General features: G+C 31.5%; 22 protein-coding genes. All 22 read left to right on the forward strand.

Features of this window, described 5'->3' with window-relative positions; genetic code table 11:
* Positions 1–17 precede the first annotated feature (17 nt).
* The 22 genes from MUA37_RS06390 to comGB all read left to right on the forward strand — a co-directional run bounded on the left by MUA37_RS06390 (position 18) and on the right by comGB (position 21,053).
* The gene (locus MUA37_RS06390) at positions 18–641 is read left to right on the forward strand and encodes a transcriptional regulator CcpN (protein WP_082435647.1); all 624 of its coding nucleotides are present in this window, start codon (positions 18–20) and stop codon (positions 639–641) included.
* A gap of 12 nt (positions 642–653) precedes the next feature.
* Positions 654–1,481, forward strand: coding sequence for a pyruvate, water dikinase regulatory protein (locus MUA37_RS06395; RefSeq protein WP_002509779.1), 828 nt, complete (start codon positions 654–656; stop codon positions 1,479–1,481).
* A gap of 41 nt (positions 1,482–1,522) precedes the next feature.
* On the forward strand, positions 1,523–3,304 hold the full coding sequence (gene dnaG / locus MUA37_RS06400) for a DNA primase (protein WP_262624914.1): 1,782 nt from the start codon (positions 1,523–1,525) through the stop codon (positions 3,302–3,304).
* 143 nt (positions 3,305–3,447) lie between these two features.
* On the forward strand, positions 3,448–4,554 hold the full coding sequence (gene rpoD / locus MUA37_RS06405; protein WP_002509777.1) for an RNA polymerase sigma factor RpoD: 1,107 nt from the start codon (positions 3,448–3,450) through the stop codon (positions 4,552–4,554).
* A 65-nt stretch (positions 4,555–4,619) separates the two neighbouring features.
* Positions 4,620–5,297, forward strand: coding sequence for a tRNA (adenine(22)-N(1))-methyltransferase (locus MUA37_RS06410; protein WP_002509776.1), 678 nt, complete (start codon positions 4,620–4,622; stop codon positions 5,295–5,297).
* Positions 5,298–6,401 (forward strand): Nif3-like dinuclear metal center hexameric protein, encoded by a 1,104-nt coding sequence (locus MUA37_RS06415; protein WP_002509775.1) that lies wholly within the window; start codon positions 5,298–5,300, stop codon positions 6,399–6,401.
* A 76-nt stretch (positions 6,402–6,477) separates the two neighbouring features.
* Entirely contained in the window at positions 6,478–7,821 is a 1,344-nt protein-coding gene (locus MUA37_RS06420) for a DEAD/DEAH box helicase (RefSeq protein WP_002509774.1), read from the forward strand.
* A 9-nt stretch (positions 7,822–7,830) separates the two neighbouring features.
* A complete protein-coding gene (locus MUA37_RS06425) occupies positions 7,831–8,721 on the forward strand; it encodes a deoxyribonuclease IV (protein WP_002509773.1) in 891 nt (296 codons plus the stop codon).
* A gap of 171 nt (positions 8,722–8,892) precedes the next feature.
* Positions 8,893–9,669, forward strand: coding sequence for a metal ABC transporter ATP-binding protein (locus tag MUA37_RS06430; protein ID WP_002509772.1), 777 nt, complete (start codon positions 8,893–8,895; stop codon positions 9,667–9,669).
* On the forward strand, positions 9,662–10,522 hold the full coding sequence (locus tag MUA37_RS06435) for a metal ABC transporter permease (protein ID WP_002509771.1): 861 nt from the start codon (positions 9,662–9,664) through the stop codon (positions 10,520–10,522). Before MUA37_RS06430 ends, MUA37_RS06435 begins: the two co-directional genes overlap by 8 nt.
* Entirely contained in the window at positions 10,512–10,925 is a 414-nt protein-coding gene (locus MUA37_RS06440; protein WP_002509770.1) for a Fur family transcriptional regulator, read from the forward strand. The genes MUA37_RS06435 and MUA37_RS06440 overlap by 11 nt, the downstream gene beginning before the upstream one ends.
* Positions 10,926–11,248: 323 nt before the next feature.
* Positions 11,249–11,848, forward strand: a complete 600-nt coding sequence (locus MUA37_RS06445) for a superoxide dismutase (RefSeq protein WP_142019635.1) — start codon at positions 11,249–11,251, stop codon at positions 11,846–11,848.
* Between the two features lie 120 nt (positions 11,849–11,968).
* Complete coding sequence (locus tag MUA37_RS06450) at positions 11,969–14,014, forward strand: peptidoglycan D,D-transpeptidase FtsI family protein (protein WP_002509767.1); 2,046 nt, start codon at positions 11,969–11,971, stop codon at positions 14,012–14,014.
* Between the two features lie 141 nt (positions 14,015–14,155).
* Entirely contained in the window at positions 14,156–14,305 is a 150-nt protein-coding gene (gene rpmG / locus MUA37_RS06455; protein WP_002509766.1) for a 50S ribosomal protein L33, read from the forward strand.
* Between the two features lie 124 nt (positions 14,306–14,429).
* The gene (locus tag MUA37_RS06460) at positions 14,430–14,969 is read left to right on the forward strand and encodes a 5-formyltetrahydrofolate cyclo-ligase (RefSeq protein WP_021459927.1); all 540 of its coding nucleotides are present in this window, start codon (positions 14,430–14,432) and stop codon (positions 14,967–14,969) included.
* A gap of 11 nt (positions 14,970–14,980) precedes the next feature.
* Positions 14,981–16,423 carry a rhomboid family intramembrane serine protease gene (locus MUA37_RS06465; protein ID WP_262624384.1) on the forward strand — a complete coding sequence of 481 codons (1,443 nt, stop codon included), beginning with the start codon at positions 14,981–14,983 and terminating at the stop codon, positions 16,421–16,423.
* A 1-nt stretch (position 16,424) separates the two neighbouring features.
* Positions 16,425–16,619: a YqgQ family protein gene (locus tag MUA37_RS06470; protein WP_262614780.1), complete on the forward strand. Its 195-nt coding sequence runs from the start codon at positions 16,425–16,427 to the stop codon at positions 16,617–16,619.
* 464 nt (positions 16,620–17,083) lie between these two features.
* Positions 17,084–18,070: a glucokinase gene (locus MUA37_RS06475; RefSeq protein WP_002509762.1), complete on the forward strand. Its 987-nt coding sequence runs from the start codon at positions 17,084–17,086 to the stop codon at positions 18,068–18,070.
* Positions 18,070–18,408 (forward strand): MTH1187 family thiamine-binding protein, encoded by a 339-nt coding sequence (locus tag MUA37_RS06480; protein ID WP_002509761.1) that lies wholly within the window; start codon positions 18,070–18,072, stop codon positions 18,406–18,408. The genes MUA37_RS06475 and MUA37_RS06480 overlap by 1 nt, the downstream gene beginning before the upstream one ends.
* Positions 18,395–19,012: an MBL fold metallo-hydrolase gene (locus MUA37_RS06485; protein ID WP_002509760.1), complete on the forward strand. Its 618-nt coding sequence runs from the start codon at positions 18,395–18,397 to the stop codon at positions 19,010–19,012. The genes MUA37_RS06480 and MUA37_RS06485 overlap by 14 nt, the downstream gene beginning before the upstream one ends.
* A gap of 66 nt (positions 19,013–19,078) precedes the next feature.
* Positions 19,079–20,029 (forward strand): competence type IV pilus ATPase ComGA, encoded by a 951-nt coding sequence (gene comGA / locus MUA37_RS06490; protein ID WP_262624385.1) that lies wholly within the window; start codon positions 19,079–19,081, stop codon positions 20,027–20,029.
* Positions 20,001–21,053 (forward strand): competence type IV pilus assembly protein ComGB, encoded by a 1,053-nt coding sequence (comGB, locus tag MUA37_RS06495; RefSeq protein ID WP_262624386.1) that lies wholly within the window; start codon positions 20,001–20,003, stop codon positions 21,051–21,053. Before comGA ends, comGB begins: the two co-directional genes overlap by 29 nt.
* Positions 21,054–21,062 lie beyond the last annotated feature (9 nt).

Below are 21,062 nucleotides of genomic sequence, written 5' to 3' on the forward strand. Positions count from 1 at the left end.
TAAAGGGGTGAAAGGCTATAGAACTTAGTAAAAGGCAACAACAAATTGTCGATATTGTAAAGAATAATGGACCGATTACCGGTGAGCATATAGCAGAGCGATTAGACCTTACTAGAGCTACTTTAAGACCTGATTTAGCTATTTTAACAATGTCAGGTATTTTAGAAGCACGACCACGAGTAGGTTACTATTATGCAGGAAAGCCTAAAAACAAATTAATTTCAGATCAATTAAAAAAATATGTAGTCAAAGATTATTTATCTCAGCCTGTTGTCGTTAAAAATGAAATGTCAGTTTATGATGCGATATGTACTATTTTTTTAGAAGACGTAAGTACATTATTTGTGATTAACGAAGATGGTGATTTTATAGGAGTTTGTTCACGCAAAGATTTGCTAAGAGCTTCTATGATTGGTGACGATATTCATTCAATGCCTGTAAATATCGTCATGACAAGAATGCCTAATTTGAATTACATATTAGAAAATGAACGCGTAGTTTATGCAGCGAATTTAATGATTGAAAAAGAAATAGATTCGTTACCCATAGTAAATAAAAAAGATAATGGTAAATTTGAAGTTAAAGGTAGAATCTCTAAAACTACAATAACTAATATTTTTGTATCATTATTTAATGAATAGGTGGTTAATGAAATGGAAAAGATAAATTTAATAGTTGCATCAGATTCTATTGGCGAAACAGCAGAATTAGTAGCAAGAGCATGTATATCTCAGTTTAATCCCAATCAGTGTGAACATGAAATATTGAGATATCCTTATATAGAAGCATTAGAAAATGTTGATGAGGTCGTACAAGTAGCTCGTGAAACGGACGCCATTATAGTGTACACGTTAGTGAAACCAGAAATACGTAAATATATGGAAGCTAAAGTAAGAGAACTTAATATTAAAAGTGTTGACATTATGGGACCGTTAATGAACATCTTATTAGAACGCATAGATGAACAACCGTATTATGAACCAGGATTAGTACACAGACTTGATGAGGCTTATTTTAAAAAAATAGATGCTATCGAATTTGCGGTTAAATATGATGATGGTAAAGATCCAAAAGGATTAGAAAAAGCGGATATAGTATTATTAGGCATATCTAGAACTTCTAAAACGCCATTATCACAATATTTAGCACATAAAAGTTATAAAGTAATGAACATTCCTATTGTGCCAGAGGTGGTTCCGCCTGAAAACTTATTTAATGTTGATCCATCAAAATGTATCGCTTTAAAAATTAGTGAGGAAAAACTTAATAGAATTAGAAAAGAACGGTTACGTCAACTTGGTTTAGGTGAAAGTGCAAGATATGCTACAGAACAACGTATAAAAGAAGAGCTTGATTACTTCCATAATTTAGTTGAGAAAATCCGTTGTCCTGTTATTGATGTCTCTGATAAAGCTATTGAAGAAACAGCCAATGATATTATTAGTATTATTGAGCATAATAATTTCAAAAAAGGTATTTAACAGTTATAATTGTATAACTAATGTGTAATAGGTGATAAAATTTGCGAATTGAACAAGCAGTAATAAATGATATAAAAGATAAAACAGATATCCTTGATTTAGTAAGTGAATACGTAAAATTAGAAAAAAGAGGGCGAAACTATATTGGTTTATGCCCTTTCCACGATGAAAAAACACCATCGTTCACCGTTTCAGAAGATAAACAAATTTGTCATTGTTTCGGTTGTAAAAAAGGTGGTAACGTCTTTCAATTCACTCAAGAAATTAAGGATATTTCCTTTGTTGAAGCAGTAAAAGAACTAGGTGAGCGTGTTAATATTACTGTGGATTTACCATCTGAAACACCATCAAATGATGGTCATCAAATTGCATCAGATGATTTGAAGATGATTGAAATGCATGAATTAATGCAAGAATATTATCATTATGCTCTAAAAAAAACTGTAGAAGGTGAAGCAGCGTTAAATTATTTAAAAGAACGTGGTTTTACAGATGAATTAATAGATGCGCGTCAAATAGGTTATGCACCTAATAATACGCATTTTTGTCATGATTTTTTACAGAAAAAAGGCTATGATATTCAACTTGCATTTGAAGCTGGTTTATTATCACGTAACGAAGAAAACTTTAGTTATTTCGATAGATTTCGAGATCGAATTATGTTCCCATTAATGAATGCTCAATCACGTATTGTAGGATATTCAGGACGTACTTATACGAATCAAGAACCAAAATATTTAAATTCACCAGAAACACCAATATTTCATAAAAGGAAATTACTATATAATGTAGATCGCGCCCGCAAAACGATTAGAAAAGTAGATGAAGCAATATTACTTGAAGGTTTTATGGATGTTATCAAAGCGGATCAAGCAGGATTAAAGCAAGTAGTTGCAAGTATGGGGACACAGCTATCGCAAGAACATATAACATTCCTTAAAAAATTAACTTCCAATATTACTTTAATGTTTGATGGAGACTTTGCAGGAAGTGAAGCTACATTAAAAACAGGAGATGTTTTACTAAAACAAGGCTTTAATGTGTTTGTAGTACAATTACCTAAAAATATGGATCCTGATGAATATATTGGTAAATATGGTGCGGATGCATTTAATCACTTTGTAAATCATGAAAAAAAAGCGTATTTAATTTATAAAGTATTATTGCATCAAGATGAAATTAATAATAATGATTTAGCTTATGAAAAATATCTTAAAGAGATTACGAATGAAATTGGATTTATGCAATCGCCAATTTTAAAGAAAAAGGTATTGCAAGAAGTAGCGGAATTGTTTAAAGTTAGTCAGGAAAGTCTAAGTAATGAAGTAGGAGCCGTACAATCGTACTATGAACCTCAAATTCCAAGTGTGCCCAACATACCACAGTTCACTAATTTAACTAAACAAGAAAAAGCAGAACGAAACTTGTTAAGACATTTCATGAATGATAAAGATACATTTTTAAATTACCACCAATTAATTGTGCCTGAAGACTTTACAAATGAGTATTTTAAGCGTATATTTAATGTTTTACGTGAGTTTTATGCCGATAATGGTACGTTCGACATTAGTGATGTGTTGCAATATATCGACATTTCAGAGATAAAAGAAGCATTTATATCTTTAGATAATTATAAGATAAATGAAGAACCGTTTGAATATGAAATCGATGACTATATCAACACTATTACTGCTAATAGAACAGAAGAAACTGCAGTATCTTTAAATCAAAAATTAAATGATGCATTACGTCTTGGTGATACGGAATTACAAAAATATTACTTAGCAAAGATTGTAGACTACAATAAAAATAGAATGAATTAACAGTTACGGTACAACTCAACTTACAATTGTATAATTATGAGGTTAACAATGTTTAAGTAACGTCATAAATGGCAATGAGTACTAATAAACTCTCACAATTAAACAAAATGTATTCGTTGATATTATATTCGGGAGGCCTTTTCATGTCTGTAGATAAAGTTAAAGTAAAGAAACAAACAATTGACCCATCTCTAACTTTAGAAGATGTTAAAAAACAATTAATCGAAAAAGGTAAAAAAGAAGGGCATTTAAGCCACGAAGAAATTGCAGAAAAACTGCAAAACTTCGAAATGGATCCAGATCATATGGATGATTTTTTCGATCAGCTAAATGACAATGATATTAGTTTAGTAAATGAAAAAGATAGTAATGATACAGATGATAAAATTAATCCTAACGACCTAAGTGCGCCTCCAGGTGTCAAAATAAATGATCCTGTCCGTATGTATTTAAAAGAAATAGGACGTGTTAATTTATTAAGTGCACAAGAAGAAATTGAACTGGCAAAACGTATCGAAGATGGTGACGAAGTTGCTAAGTCTAGATTGGCTGAGGCAAACTTACGTCTAGTAGTCAGCATCGCTAAACGTTATGTCGGTCGTGGAATGTTATTCTTAGATTTAATTCAAGAAGGAAATATGGGACTGATTAAAGCAGTTGAAAAATTCGACTTTAATAAAGGGTTTAAATTTTCAACTTATGCGACTTGGTGGATTAGACAGGCAATAACTCGTGCTATAGCCGACCAAGCACGTACAATTCGTATTCCAGTGCATATGGTAGAAACAATTAATAAATTAATTCGTGTTCAACGTCAATTATTACAAGATTTGGGAAGAGATCCAGCACCTGAAGAAATTGGTGAAGAAATGGATCTACCACCAGAAAAGGTACGAGAAATTTTAAAAATTGCTCAAGAACCTGTATCATTAGAAACCCCAATTGGTGAAGAAGATGACAGCCATTTAGGTGATTTCATCGAAGATCAAGAGGCGCAAAGCCCTTCAGATCACGCTGCTTACGAACTTTTAAAAGAACAATTAGAAGATGTGTTAGATACATTAACAGACCGTGAAGAAAATGTTTTACGTTTAAGATTTGGTTTAGATGATGGTAGAACACGTACATTAGAAGAAGTTGGTAAAGTGTTTGGCGTTACAAGAGAAAGAATTCGTCAAATTGAAGCAAAAGCATTAAGAAAATTAAGACATCCAAGCAGAAGTAAACGTCTTAAAGATTTTATGGACTAATTTATGGCTCTTTTGTACTTTCTATGTGCAAAAGAGCTTTTTATTTAATACAAGGGAGTTAACTCATGATTCAAATTAATCAACGCTTAAAAAAAGTTAGTGAATATATAAAAGGTGATTATCTGGCTGATATTGGTTCGGATCACGCTTATTTACCTATTTATGCAATTGAAAATAATTTAACTGCACGAGCTATAGCTGGTGAAGTAATTCGTGGACCCTTTGATGCATCAGTAAAAAATGTGCGCGCACATGGTTTAGAATCAGTAATTTCTGTTGAACTAGGTGATGGTTTAACAGTACTAAAAACGGATAATGCTATAACATCTATTACTATATGTGGCATGGGCGGACCACTTATCACTAAAATATTAAGAGCAGGTCAAGAAAAATTAACTAACAGACCCCGTCTAATTTTACAAAGCAATATACAATCACAGCCTATACGCGTTTTATTACAACAACTAAATTATACAATTGTAGATGAAGTGTTAATGACAGAAAAAGGCCATACGTATGAAATAATTGTGGCCGATTATTCACCAGAAATTAAAAATTTATCACTGTTAGAATTGAAATTTGGCCCTATCTTACTGTCACAAAAATCAGAACTGTTTTATCAAAAATGGGAACGTGAGTTAACAGCATTAGAGCATATATTAACACAACTGAATCAAACTACTCACAGAGAACGAATTACGGAAATCGAAAATGAAATTCAAATGATTAAAGAGGTGCTTTAAATGAATATTAAAACACTACTACACACAATCGAACAACATGTTCCATTTACAACTGCTGAGTCATGGGATAATGTAGGTCTATTAATAGGCGATAAACAAGCTAAAATATCAGGTGTTTTAACTGCGCTTGATTGTACGATTGAAGTTGTAGATGAGGCTATTTCTAAAGGTCTCAACACAATTATTTGTCATCACCCATTAATATTTAAAGGTATAAAATCAGTAGTAGAACAAGATGGATATGGTGCGATTATTAGAAAAATAATTAAACATGATATCAACCTAATAGCATTACATACAAATCTAGACGTCTACTCAGATGGCGTGAATAAAATGCTTGCCGATAAAATGAATTTAACCAATCTAAAACCTTTAAATTCAGCAGACCACTATTATTACAAAGTTCAAGTATATGTACCTCAAAATAATGTTGAATCGTTAAAACAAAATCTTAGTGAGCACGGCCTAGCTGAAGAGGGTAATTATGAATATTGCTTTTTTGAATCAGCTGGTACTGGTAATTTTAAACCAGTTGATGGTGCTAATCCTCATCAAGGTAAATTACATTCAATTGAGCAAGTTGCAGAAGTTAAGCTGGAATTTATGATAAATAGTTCTCAAAAGGTATTGGCACAACAATTAATTGAACAATATCATCCATACGAAACACCTGTGTACGACTTTGTTGAAATGACTAAAGTTGCTAACTATGGCTTAGGGGTTATCGGTGAGTTACCAGCAACACAAAATGTCTCAGCTTTTACTGCATCAATTAAAGAAAATTTAAATATGCCAAGTGTACGTTATATTGGTGATTTAAATGCACATATTAAAAAAGTAGCTATCATTGGTGGTGCAGGGATTGGTTATGAATATCAAGCACAAGCATTGGGTGCGGATATTTTTATAACTGGCGATATTAAACATCACGAAGCATTAGATGCGAAAATAAATCAGATGAATTTATTAGATATTAATCATTATAGCGAGTATGTGATGAAAGAAGGACTTATCAACTTACTGAATAACTGGTTACCCGTTGAAAACATCGATTTTACAATGGTGGCATCAGAACTAAATACTGATCCATATAACTATTTATAAAAATACGCATAAATATATTCAAATTCATGTGTTCTTCCTTTATAATAAGTAAGATGAAATTTAAGGAGGCCAAAATATGGCTAATCACCCATTTGAGAATTTTAAATTGGATGCCGAATTAATTGAGGCGGTAAAAGATTTAAAATTTGATAAACCAACAGAAATACAAAGTAGAGTAATTCCTAAAATATTAAAACAAGCTAATATCATAGGTCAGTCACAAACAGGAACAGGTAAATCACATGCTTTTTTACTTCCATTAATTCAAAATATTGATATTTCAATTCACGAACCACAGGCTGTTGTAGTAGCGCCTACGCGTGAATTAGCACAACAACTATTTGACGCAGCACAACACTTAACGCAATTCAAAACAGATGTTTCAGTCAAACTATTTATTGGTGGTACTGATTTCGAGAAAGACAGACAACGTGCCAAAAATCAACCACAATTGATCATTGGCACACCTACACGTGTAAATGATTTAGCTAAACATGGTGATTTACATGTACATTTAGCATCATATCTCGTTATTGATGAAGCGGATTTAATGATAGATTTAGGCTTAATTGAAGATGTCGATTTAATTGCTACTCGTTTAGATGAGTCTGCAAATATCGCTGTATTTAGTGCAACTATTCCTAAATCTTTACATCCATTCTTAAATAAATATTTAGAGCAACCAGAGTTTATTGAAATTGAACACACTACTCAAAACAAAAAGAATATCGATTTTTACTTAATACCGACTAAGGGTGACGCAAAAATTGATAAAACTCTGAAATTGATGGATGTTATTAATCCTTATTTATGTATTATCTTTTGTAATAGTAGAGATAGTGCTAACGAATTAGGGCAACAATTAAATGAAGCAGGTATCAAACTTGGCATGATCCATGGTGGACTTACACCTAGAGAGCGTAAACAACAAATGAAACGCATTAGAAACTTAGAGTTCCAATATGTTATTGCAAGTGATTTAGCTTCGCGTGGCATTGATATCGACGGTGTTAGTCATGTTATTAATTTTGATGTGCCTAATGATATTGATTTCTTTACACATCGTGTAGGACGAACTGGCCGTGGACAATACCATGGTATAGCTATAACGCTTTATAGTCCCGATGAAGAAGCAAATATTGGGTTAATAGAAGAACGCGGTTACGTCTTTAAAGATGTTGATATTAAAAATGGTGAGCTACAAGCTATAAAAGCACATAACAAACGACAATCTCGTAAAAATAAAGATGACCATTTAACTAATCAAATTAAAAATAAAGTTAAACGTAACAACAAAAAAACAGTTAAGCCAGGATATAAGAAAAAATTCAAACGTGAATTAGAAGAATTAAAGCGTAAAGAACGTAAACAATACAGTAAACGACAAAATAGACAAGCTAGAAAAAATAAAAAAGGATAGGTGAGTTTTATGTTATTAGGATCTCATGTATCAATGAGTGGTAAAAAAATGCTTGAAGGATCTGCCGAAGAAGCATATAAATTCGGAGAATCAACTTTTATGATTTATACTGGTGCACCTCAAAATACTCGTCGTAAAGCTATTGAAGATTTAAATATTGAACGTGGCCAAGCGTTTATGGCTGAACACGGTTTATCGAATATTGTAGTACATGCACCTTATATAATTAATATTGCTAATACCGAAAAACCTCACGTCTTTAATCTTGGCGTTGAATTTTTACAAAGTGAAATAGAACGTACTCAAGCAATTGGAGCACGTGACATAGTTCTACATCCGGGTTCACATGTCGGTGCAGGTGAAGAAAAAGGTACTAAAAAGATTATCGAAGGTTTAAATGAAGTACTAACAAACGATAATAATGTACGTATCGCTTTAGAAACAATGGCTGGGAAAGGTTCAGAAATAGGTAGATCATTTGAACAAATCGCTGAAATTATTAACGGTGTAGAGCATAATGAACGCTTATCTGTATGTTTTGATACATGCCACACACATGATGCAGGGTACAATGTAAAAGAAGATTTCGATGGCGTATTAAACGAATTTGATAAAATCGTAGGCGTTGATCGAATTAAAGTAGTGCACGTAAATGATAGTAAAAATCCTATTGGCGCCCATAAAGACCGCCACGAGAATATTGGATTTGGTCATATTGGATTTGAGGCTTTAAATTATATTGTACATCATGATACTTTCAAAGATATACCGAAAATTTTAGAAACACCTTATGTGGGTGAAGATAAAAAGAACAAAAAACCACCATATAAATTTGAAATTGAAATGTTGAAAAACCAACGTTTTGAAGCAGATTTAAAAGAGCAAATTTTAAATCAGTAATTATCTATAGATTAAGTTGAGACGATATATATTGTTAACTAACTGTGATTATTAAAACAGCCAATAGTAACTCCTATATCGTACTTAACTTAATCTTTTTATCTTTAAGTCGTAAACATTACTATTTACATATATACAAGTAAGCTGTATAGTATTACTCGAGGTGAAAAAATGGCTACACCAGTTTTTGAATTAAAAAATTTAGATTATTATTTTGATAATAAAAAAGTATTGGATAACATTAATATTAAAATCAACCCGGGTGAGTTTTTGGCCATTGTTGGTCCAAATGGAGCAGGGAAATCAACATTATTAAAAGTTATTTTAGGGTTATTACCAATACAAAAAGGAAAAATCTTTGTTGATGGCAAAGATTATAAAGGTAAACAATCGCTGTTAAAAATTAGTTACGTATCTCAAAAAGCACTATCATTTAAAGCAGGGTTTCCAGCAAGCGTCAAAGAGGTTGTTCTTAGTGGCTTAACTAAACGTAAAAGGCTAGGTCAATGGTTTAATAAACGTGATGACGAAAAAGTTAGAGCTGTGTTAACACGACTAAATATTAGTCATTTAATTGATAAAAATATCGCTGAATTGTCTGGTGGACAACAACAACGGATTTTAATTGCGCGTGCATTAATTAGTAACCCAAGTGTGTTAATTCTAGATGAACCTACTAATGGAATTGATGCAAAACACGTTAACGAATTTTACGACACATTAGATAAATTGAAAGCTGAAGGTGTTACTATTATTTTGGTGACACATGATATTGGAGTAGTAGCAGATACTGCAACAGAAGTTGCTTGTTTAAATAAACACATCCATTTTCACGGCACTACTGAAGATTTTAAATCACTAGATGAAGTTCAAATTTCTAAAATTTACGGACATCCAATTCAATTTGTCGATCATCAACATGATAGGGAGTGCTGTACAAATGATTGATGCACTATTGAATTTTGATTTTATGCGTTATTCACTTTTAAGCGGTATTTTAATAGGTTTTATCGCACCATTAATAGGTGCTTTTATCGTTGTTAGACGCTTATCACTTATTGCTGATGCACTAAGCCATGTTACACTTGGCGGAATTTCTTTTGGCATGTATGTTATTACTTTATTACCTGCCTTGACTTTTATTAATCCGATGTGGTTTGGTATATTATTTGCTGTTATCGGTGCTTTGTTAATTGAGAAATTACGAACGTCATATAGTAATTATCAAGAAATTGCAATTCCCATCATTATGAGTACAGGGATTGCGTTAAGTGCTATTTTCATATCACTCGCAGAAGGTTTTAATCAAGAAATAGTAGGCTTACTTTTTGGTTCAATTAGTGCCGTGACAATCAGTGATTTAATTACAATATTAATTGTTGTTGTAATTGTATTGTTTTTCATTTTAACCTTTTACAAGGAACTTTTTGTCTTATCATTTGATGAAGAATATAGTAAAGTAATCGGAATACCAAAATGGATTCAATTTGTTTTTATTGTCATCGTCGCTATGGTTATTTCTGCATCTATGCGTGTGGTAGGAATACTCTTAGTCAGTGCATTAATTACATTACCCGTTGCAATTACTATGCGCTTAACGAAAGGATTTAAGCAACTTATTATTTGGAGTATTATTATTGGTGAAGTTTCAGTTATAGGCGGATTGATATTAGCATTTTACATCAATATATCACCTGGAGGCGTCATCGTTGTTTTATTAGTTTTATTATTAATGCTTACTATGTTATATCAAAAATTAAGTACATATAAGCACAAAGGAGCTGATACGGATGAAAACTGAAGAAGCGATTAAGATTATTAAACAACATGGTCATAAATATACTGATAAACGTCGAGATATGTTAAATATCTTTGTGGATGAAGATAAATATATTAATGCAAAACATATACAACGAGGCATGGATCAACACTATCCAGGTATTTCTTTCGATACTATTTATAGAAACTTACATTTATTTAAGGAACTTAATATTATTGAAAGCACTGAATTAGATGGTGAAATGAAATTTAGAATTGCATGTACTGAACACCATCATCATCATTTTATATGTGAACAATGTGGTGACACAAAGGTCATAGAGTTTTGTCCAATGGAAGAGATTAAATCGAAATTACCAGGCGTTGAGATTAAACAACATAAATTGGAAGTTTACGGCATTTGTGAACAATGTCAATTAGCATAATAATTTATAAATATGATTGAAAATAAGGCTAATTCAAATTTTGAATTAGCCTTATTATTTTGTTACCACGTGTGCAAAACATTACCAAAAGTGTCTTTTTATTTAAAATGTAAACGTAAAACATAGGTCAATAGTATGAATTACTTTTTATTTTATAATTTCTGACATTTATATGTTTAAATATTGCGAATTTGAGATATACTAATAAAGTAGCAAAGATGACAACTAATCTTTCAAAACAGTTATGCGCTAAGCATTTTGATTGTTGTAAGTAAGTTTAATTGTTATGCTTTATATATGATTAATTAGGAGGATGATTATTTATGGCTTTTGAATTACCAAATTTACCTTACGAGTTCGATGCATTAGAACCACACATCGATAAAGAAACAATGGAAATTCATCATGACAAGCACCACAACACATATGTTACAAAATTAAATGCAGCAGTAGAAGGTACTGATTTAGAATCTAAATCAATTGAAGAAATCGTCGCTAACTTAGATAGCGTACCTGAAGATATTCAAACAGCTGTGCGTAACAATGGTGGAGGGCATATCAACCATTCATTGTTCTGGGAATTATTAACTCCTAACTCTGAAGAAAAAGGTACTGTAGTTGATAAAATTAAAGAACAATGGGGTTCTTTAGATGCATTTAAAGAAGAATTTGCAAATAAAGCTGCAGCACGTTTTGGTTCAGGTTGGGCATGGTTAGTAGTAAATAACGGTAACTTAGAAATCGTTACTACACCTAACCAAGACAACCCATTAACTGAAGGTAAAACACCTATTTTAGGTTTAGATGTTTGGGAACATGCATACTACTTAAAATATCAAAATAAACGTCCAGATTACATCAGTGCTTTCTGGAATGTTGTTAACTGGGAAAAAGTTGACGAATTATATAATGCAACTAAATAAAAAGCTCATTTTATGACGACCTTTAAATGAGGTCGTCATTTTTTTGACTAAAATAATAGAAAAAATTCAACATTTCATATATCATTTATAGTGAGAACTTTTGAATAGAGGTAGGTTGATTTGTTAAAAAGATTAAAAGAAAAGTCAAATATTGAAAAAACAAGAGCTACAATGAACAAGAGAATTAGTTTTATTTTTGGCATTATTGTGTTCATTTTTGCAATTATAGTATTGCGCCTCGGTTATCTACAAATTGCCCAAGGTTCTCATTATAAACAGTTGATAAAAAATAGTGAAAATATTACTGTAAATGAATCTGTACCTAGGGGCAGAATACTAGATCGAAATGGAAAAGTAATTGTAGATAATGCATCAAAAATGTCTATTACATACACACGTGGTAAAAAAACGTCACAGTCTGAAATATTAGACACAGCAACAAAACTTTCCAAACTCATTAAAATGGATACGGATAGTATTACTGATAGAGATAAACAAGATTTTTGGGTGCAAAAGCATCCACAAAAATCTAAAGACATGATGCAACATGAAGAAAGTTTATTAAATGACGGTAGCATTACGCAAGAACAATATGACGAAACATTACGTAACAAAATCACTAAAAAACAATTGGATTCTCTTAGTGATGATGATTTACAAGTGTTAGCAATTTATAGAGAAATGATGGCTGGCTCAACTCTAGATCCACAAACTATTAAAAATGAAGATGTCAGTGAGGAAGAGTACGCAGCCGTATCACAAAAACTTTCAGATTTACCTGGTGTAAATACTGCAATGGACTGGGATCGAAAATATCCTTATGGCGATACATTGCGTGGTATTTTAGGTGACGTATCGACATCTAAAGAAGGTATACCTAAAGAATTAACAGATAAATACTTATCTAAAGGTTATTCACGAAATGATCGTGTCGGCAAATCTTACTTAGAATATCAATATGAAGATGTATTACGTGGTAAAAAGAAAGAAATGAAATATACTACGGATAAATCAGGAGAGATAATTGATTCTAAAGTAGTCAACCCTGGTTCACGTGGAGATGACTTAGTACTTTCTATTGATGTAGACTTGCAAAAGAAAACTGAAGAATATCTAGAAAAGCAAATTAAAAAATTGCGTAGTGAAGGTGCTAAGGATATGGACAATGCTTTAATGGTTGTTCAAAATCCTAATAATGGTGACGTCTTAGCAATGGTAGGTAAACAAATTGATAAAGATGGTAGTCTCACTGATTTTGATATCGGAACATTTACAGCACAATATACTGTAGGTTCGTCAGTTAAAGGGGGTACACTCTTAGCTGGTTATCAAAACGATGCTATTAATGTTGGAGAAGAAATGATTGATGAACCGCTCGAATTTTCAGGTGGATTGAAAAAACATTCTTACTTTAACCAAGATGGAAAAGTAAGAATTGATGATAAAGAAGCATTAATGCATTCTTCCAACGTTTACATGTTTAAAACTGCTTTAAAAATTGCTGGGTCACCATATACACCAAATATGAACTTACCTTCAGATATTTCCATTGCTGGTCAAAAACTACGTAAAGGTCTTAATCAAGTTGGTCTCGGTGTGAAGACAGGTATAGATTTACCAAATGAAACAAGTGGTCAAATTGAGCCATTAAATAATAATCCTGGTAACTACCTTGATTTAGCTATTGGTCAATATGATACTTATACTCCTTTACAGTTGTCTCAATATGTTTCAACGATTGCTAATAATGGTTATCGTATTCAACCACATATCGGTCTTCAAATTCATGATGCAACTAATAAAGATTCATTAGGTCCTGTCAAACACAAAGTTAAAGGCAACGTGTTAAATAGAGTAAACAACACGCAAGATCAAATTGACCAAGTTCAAGAAGGTTTTGATATGGCGTTTAACGAAGAAGAAGGAACTGGTTATGAAAGCTTTAATGATACTACCGTTCCAAGTGCTGGTAAAACTGGTACTGCCGAAGTATTCCAAGATGGTAAACCTAAAGTTAACTCAACTTATATTGGTTATGCACCAATAAAAGATCCACAATTAGCATTTTCAATAGTTTATACGAATCAACCTGTTCCTGAACCATGGTTAAATGGTGGAGATGTTGGTAGAGATGTTATAGATTATTATTTTAAAAATAAAAAATAATGGCATTTAGCTATTAAAAGTAACATAATTTAATTACAAAACGTTGATGTATGGCATTTGGTATAAAATAATACTTTTCAATTTTCATGCAAAGTGGTATGATTAATTAGTCGTATTTTGAAAAGGTAAGGAGGAATTAGCATGCGCGTAAACGTAACTTTAGCTTGCACAGAATGTGGTGAAAGAAACTACATTTCAACAAAAAATAAACGTACTAATCCTGAACGTATAGAAATGAAAAAACACTGTGCTAGAGACAATAAACATACATTGCACCGTGAAACAAAATAATAATGTCTGAAGATAACCAGGTTCTTGATGAACCTGGTTATCTTTATGTCAGTGAGTGATTAATGACATGATAATGGAATAACGTTATAATAAGGACAGTATAAATAAAAATGAAGGTGAACATGTGGATAAAAAAACATTGCGCACAAATATGATTAAACAAATGAAATCATTTGTTGGTGAAGCTAAACGCACAGCTGATTTACATCTTGCTACTCAATTATATCAATCAATAACATATCAATCTGCACAACGTATTGGGATTGTTTTAGCAATGAGTCACGAAGTAGATACATACCAAATTATTAAACATATGCTTAATGACGGCAAAGAGGTATTTGTACCTCATACTGATTATGAGAATCGTGTTATGACATTTAAAGAAATTAACGATTTATCTCAAATTGGTAAGGATGACAAGGGGATTAACTATATTACTGCAGACACAACGATAACAAATGAGCTAGACTTAGTTATTGTACCGGGAGTAGTTTTTAACGACCAAGGATACCGTATAGGCTATGGTGGAGGCTATTTTGATAAATTTTTAAGCCAACACGAACAACAAACACTGAGTTTAATTTATGATTTCCAATTAAACGATTTCGAACCAGAGTCTCATGATCAACCAGTAGAAACATATATTGTAGCAACAACTAAATGACGGAGGCAAAAATGATTACAAAAAAGCATTTTTGGAAATGTGTTTATTTATGGATTAGATATTATAATTATCAACTTAAACACTATAACCAAGATACAGAAGAAGTTTGGTTAGCGCATAAACAACGACAAACAATAAAAATATTTAGAAACGACGTGCAATCAGCACAAGAAATTCGATTAACAAAAGAGAGAATTCAAGAACACAGAGAAGATATCGCAAACTTTGTTGATTTTGAACCTCAAAACATAGACATTTACTGTTTTACAAATAACCAATTTGTTGAAGAACATTTAAATGAACATCAACCTATAAAACTAACAATTAAAGTATTACATAATGATGTAAGTATTGAACGCACTATGCCTAATTACATTATGAAACGATTGTATCAAAACAATAATGCGAAACACACAACTACTACATACAAACAAAAATCATTAAATCAAAGTCCTATTGAAAAACACATGATAAAATTTTCACCAGTCACTTATACATTGATAGGTATTAACGTCATTATATGGCTATTAATGATTTTATTTTTCAATCGTTTTTCAGAATTAAAACTATTAGATGTAGGTGGATTAGTACACTTTAATGTAGTACATGGAGAATGGTATCGATTAATTTCTTCCATATTTTTACATTATAATTTTGAACATATCTTAATGAATATGCTAAGTCTCTTTATTTTTGGCAAAATAGTGGAATCTATCGTCGGTCATTGGAGAATGTTAGTAATATTCTTATTCTCAGGGTTATTTGCGAATTTTGCTTCATTATCATTTAATATTGATACTATTTCAGTAGGAGCAAGTGGTGCAATTTTCGGTCTTATCGGTTCATTATTTGGATTTATGTATATAAGTAAGATTTTTGAACGCAAATTAGTCGGTCAATTGCTTATCGCATTAGTAATCTTGATTGGTATTTCGTTATTTATGGATAACATCAATGTTTGGGCTCATATCGGTGGTTTTATTGGTGGTTTGTTCATTACACTTTTAGCATATTATTTTACCGCAAATCGTAATGTTTTTTGGATTTTACTGGTGCTAATTTTAATATTATTTATCGCATCACAAATAAGAATCTATACAATTAAAGAAGATAATATTTATAACACTATTATTGCTAAACAGATGAAGGAAGATAAATATAAAGAGGCTAAGCAAATGGTTGCTGAAACAATCGACAAAAATTATGACGATGATGAAACATACTATTTAAAGGGATTGATTACGACTACTGTTGATTCTAGAGCTGAAGCTATTTCCGATTGGGAACGTGGACTGAAAACATTTCCTGATTCTGGATTGTTAAACTACGAGTTAGCTGTCGCTAACCGTGCATTAGACGATAAAGATGAAGCATTGAAATATATCAATGCAGCATTAAAATTAAATCCTGGTAATGAAAATTATCAAAATTTAAAAAAAGAATTGGAAGACTAATATGCAAGAACAAATTAACGACTTTTATGATGTCTTACAGTTATTAAAAAAATATGGCTTCATTGTTTATTTTAAAGATAACAATGATACGCTAGAAATGATTGAGCAAGAAATTAATACTTTATATCATTATAATTTATTATCAAAACATAATTATCTAAAATGTAAAATGATAATTAGTCAACGCAGGGAATAATAAACGAAGTCGCCTATATAAACCTAGAATAGTCATGACTATTCTAGGTTTTATTTTGTATTATATGAATCAGTAAAATAAAGTTGAGAGGTAAGAAATAGTTATATTTACTTCTTTGTGCATTGAAGAAGTTAGTTCAAAAATAAAAATTGTATTTTTTAATATTTGTTGCAAAAGAAAACCATAATAAGAGTAAACAAATTGACAAAGTTAACTATAAATTTGATAATTAATGCAAGCTATATAACAGATGAGCATTTGCTATGTATTATGATATAATTTAAGTAACTGAATAAATGAATTCGCGTGTATATATTCATGGTGAACATTTTGTTTAACGACAGCTTTTCTTGTTTTAACGTTTGCTTACAGCTGATAGTGAGTAAATTAGGATTTCAACATAATTCTTAAACACATTGTTTATAACACGCCATCAAACAAACTAGAAAAGGATGAGTAGGTAAATGAGTAAAATTATTTTAGCAGCCGATGTCGGTGGCACAACATGCAAACTTGGAATATTTGATGAACAATTAGAAAGAATAACTAAATGGTCTATAGATACAGATACATCAGATTCAAGTGGATATAACCTATTGAAAAATATTTACGATTCTTTTGTAGCTCAAGTAGCTAATTTAAATTATAACTTTGATGATGTTTTAGGTGTTGGTATTGGGGTGCCAGGACCTGTAGAATTTGAAACGGGAACAGTTAATGGGGCTGTCAATCTGTATTGGCAAGGTAATGTCAACGTGAGAGACATCTTCCAACAGTTTGTGGACTGCCCAGTTTATGTTGATAATGATGCGAATGTAGCTGCTTTAGGTGAAAAACATAAAGGCGCAGGCGAAGGTGCTGAAGATGTTGTAGCAATTACACTTGGTACTGGTCTTGGTGGTGGCATTATTTCAAACGGTGAAATTGTACATGGTCACAATGGATCTGGTGCAGAAATTGGACACTTTAGAGTAGACCATGATCAACGTTTCAATTGTAACTGTGGTAAATCTGGATGTATAGAAACAGTTGCATCAGCGACGGGCGTAGTTAATTTAGTTAATTTTTATTATCCAAAATTAACATTTAAATCATCTATACTAGAATTAATTAAAAATAATAAAGTAACTGCAAAAGCTGTATTTGATGCTGCGAAAGCTGGAGACCAATTTTGCATATTTATAACGGAACGTGTAGCTAATTACATCGCTTATTTATGTAGCATAATTAGTGTGACAAGTAATCCGAAGTATATTGTTTTAGGTGGCGGTATGTCTACGGCAGGTTTAATATTAATTGAAAATATTAAAACAGAATATCATAACTTAACATTTACACCAGCTCAGCACAATACTGAAATCGTTCAAGCGCAACTTGGAAATGATGCAGGAATTACTGGCGCTGCTGGTTTAATTTATACGTATGTACTTGAAAAGGACGGTGTCAAATAATGGCAATTGTGGATGTAGTAGTAATTCCTGTTGGAACTGAAGGTCCAAGTGTCAGTAAATATATTGCAGAAATTCAAACCAAATTAAAAGAATACAAAAAAGCTGGTAAAATAGACTATCAATTAACACCTATGAATACTTTAATCGAAGGAGATTTAAAAGATTTATTGGAAGTTGTACAAGTAATCCATGAATTACCTTTTAATAAAGGATTAGATAGAGTCTGTACGAATATACGTATTGATGATCGCCGTGATAAATCTAGAAAAATGGATGAAAAATTAGATTCAGTGCAACAACATTTAGATAAAAGTGGTGACCCAAATGAGAATATCTAATTTAACTTTAGGTCCTGTAGATACCAATACTTATTTTATCGAAAATGATAAAAACATAATTATTGTAGATCCTGCAGCTGAAAGTGGTCAAATTATTCAAAAAGTTAATCAAATTAATAAAACAGTAAAAGCAGTGGTGTTAACACATGCTCATTTTGATCATATAGGTGCTTTGAATGATATTGTTACAAAGTATAATGTACCTGTTTATATGCATTCTAAAGAATTTGATTTTCTTACGAACACTCAAAAAAATGGCTCTGAAAAATTCAAACAATTTGGTTTACCTGCCATTACAAGTGATGTAAAGCCTGAACCATTAAGTGAAGGAAAAGCACAAATTGCAGATTTCACTTTCGATGTATTGCATACACCAGGACATTCACCGGGCAGTTTAACTTTTGTTTTTCCTGACTTTGCTGTAGTTGGTGACACTTTATTTAAACAAGGTATTGGTAGAACAGACTTATACCAAGGTGATTATGAGACTTTAGTGGACTCAATCAAAGATAAATTATTTGAATTAGATGGTGATTTACCATTATTCCCTGGACATGGACCACATACTACAGTTGATGATGAACAATTAAATCCATATTTATAAATAGCAAGTAAAATTATCACCTTCTACGTGTATATATGTAGGAGGTGATTTTTTGAAGAAGATATTATGACCAAGGCCATCAAACAGAAAACGTCTGATATTCATTTTATACCAGTCGAAAATGAAGTAGTTATTAAATTGCGGGTGAATGAAAGTTTAATAGATTTTCAAAAAATGACTAAGCATACCTATGCTAAACTTTTAACTTATATGAAATATCAAGCATGCCTAGATGTTTCTACACACCACATTGCACAAAGTGGCCGTTATATTTATAACTATAAGCAGTTATATTACTTACGTATTTCCACGTTGCCGTTATCATTAGGAATTGAAAGCTGTGTTATTAGAATAATTCCACAATACTTCTACCAATCAACTGAAGAAATGCAATTGGATTATTTATATCATTTAATGACGAAAAAACAAGGCTTGGTGTTATTCACAGGTCCAACAGGCTCGGGGAAAAGTACATCAATGTATCAAATGAGTTTGTATGCAAAAGAACAATTAAATTTAAATGTGATTACTATTGAAGACCCAGTTGAAAGAATTATAGATGGTATTACGCAAATTTCGGTAAACACTAAAGCTGGCATTGACTATCACAATTCTTTTAAAGCTATTTTAAGATGCGATCCAGACGTAATCTTAATTGGTGAAATAAGAAATGCTGAAATAGCTAAACAAGTCATACACGCGAGTTTAAGTGGACATCTTGTTTTGACAACATTACATGCCAATAGTTGTGAAGGGGCATTACTTCGTTTATTAGAAATGGGGCTCACAAATCAGGAATTAGTACAAACTATTATTAATATTACTAACCAACGACTCATTACTTCTAATGACAAGCATCGATATTTAGTAGCAGAAAGCTTATCATATGAAGATATACATTACTTCTTTAACAATAATTATAGACTACCAGAAGATTTCCAAACTTTGCCGAATATATTAAAACGATTATCGCAAAAGGGGGTTATTTGTGAAAAAGTGGTACAAAAATACATTTAACCAAAAAAAGCTCAGTGATAAGGATAAAATTAGTCTTATTGGTCGTTTACATGATTTACTTACACATGGTTTTACAATTTCTGAGGCATTTCACTTTATAATAAAACAATACAACATTCCAGAACAGTATAAAGCTGAGTTACTGGCATATATAGCTGAAGGTGCAACGTGTAATCAACTGTTATCACAGCTAAAGTATCCAAAACCCACGATAATGTTAGTATTATTTACTGAAAAATTTAGCGATTTAAACGAATGTTTACCACATATTCAAGACTATTTAAAAAGAAACTATGAAGTAAAGCTATACTTGTTAAAAGCTTTACAATACCCCGTTATTTTATGTAGTATATTCTTCTTGATGCTCACCATTTTAAATCATACAGTTATTCCAGAGTTTGAAACGTTATTTGCAACAATGGATGTGACTCGTTCTCCATTTCAACACTTATTGACATACTCGATTATGGTCTTACCGAAATTTATTAGTATATTTTTTATTAGTATATTCCTCATTTTAATTATTATGCGTAAAATTATTCAACGTTTACCCATTAATAAACAAATTAGATTACTTTCTAAGCTTCCAATTTTCCACCATTATTACCGTTTATATAAAACATATCAATTTGCTTCTGAATTCGCGTTATTTTACAAACACGGTGTTACCTTGCATCACATCGTAAACTTATATCAGCAACAGGAAGATTTATACCTCAATTATTTAGCTTCTGTAATTGCAATTCATACCACTAAAGGAGATAAATTAGACCAAATATTATCACGTGTACCTTGTATTGAAACAGAATTAATTACATTTATACAACAAGGTGAACGCAGTGGTAAATTAGGTATTGAGCTACAACTTTATAGCACAATCATTATTGATAAAATTCAAAATAGATTTCAACAGCAAATTCGTTTTATACAACCCACAATCTTTCTAATACTAGCGATATTAATTGTCGCACTTTACGCAGTAATTATGCTACCGATGTTTGATTTAATGCAAACTTTAAAATAATAACTTATT

The organism is Staphylococcus arlettae (assembly GCF_025560845.1).
In the GTDB taxonomy this organism is placed as follows: domain Bacteria; phylum Bacillota; class Bacilli; order Staphylococcales; family Staphylococcaceae; genus Staphylococcus; species Staphylococcus arlettae.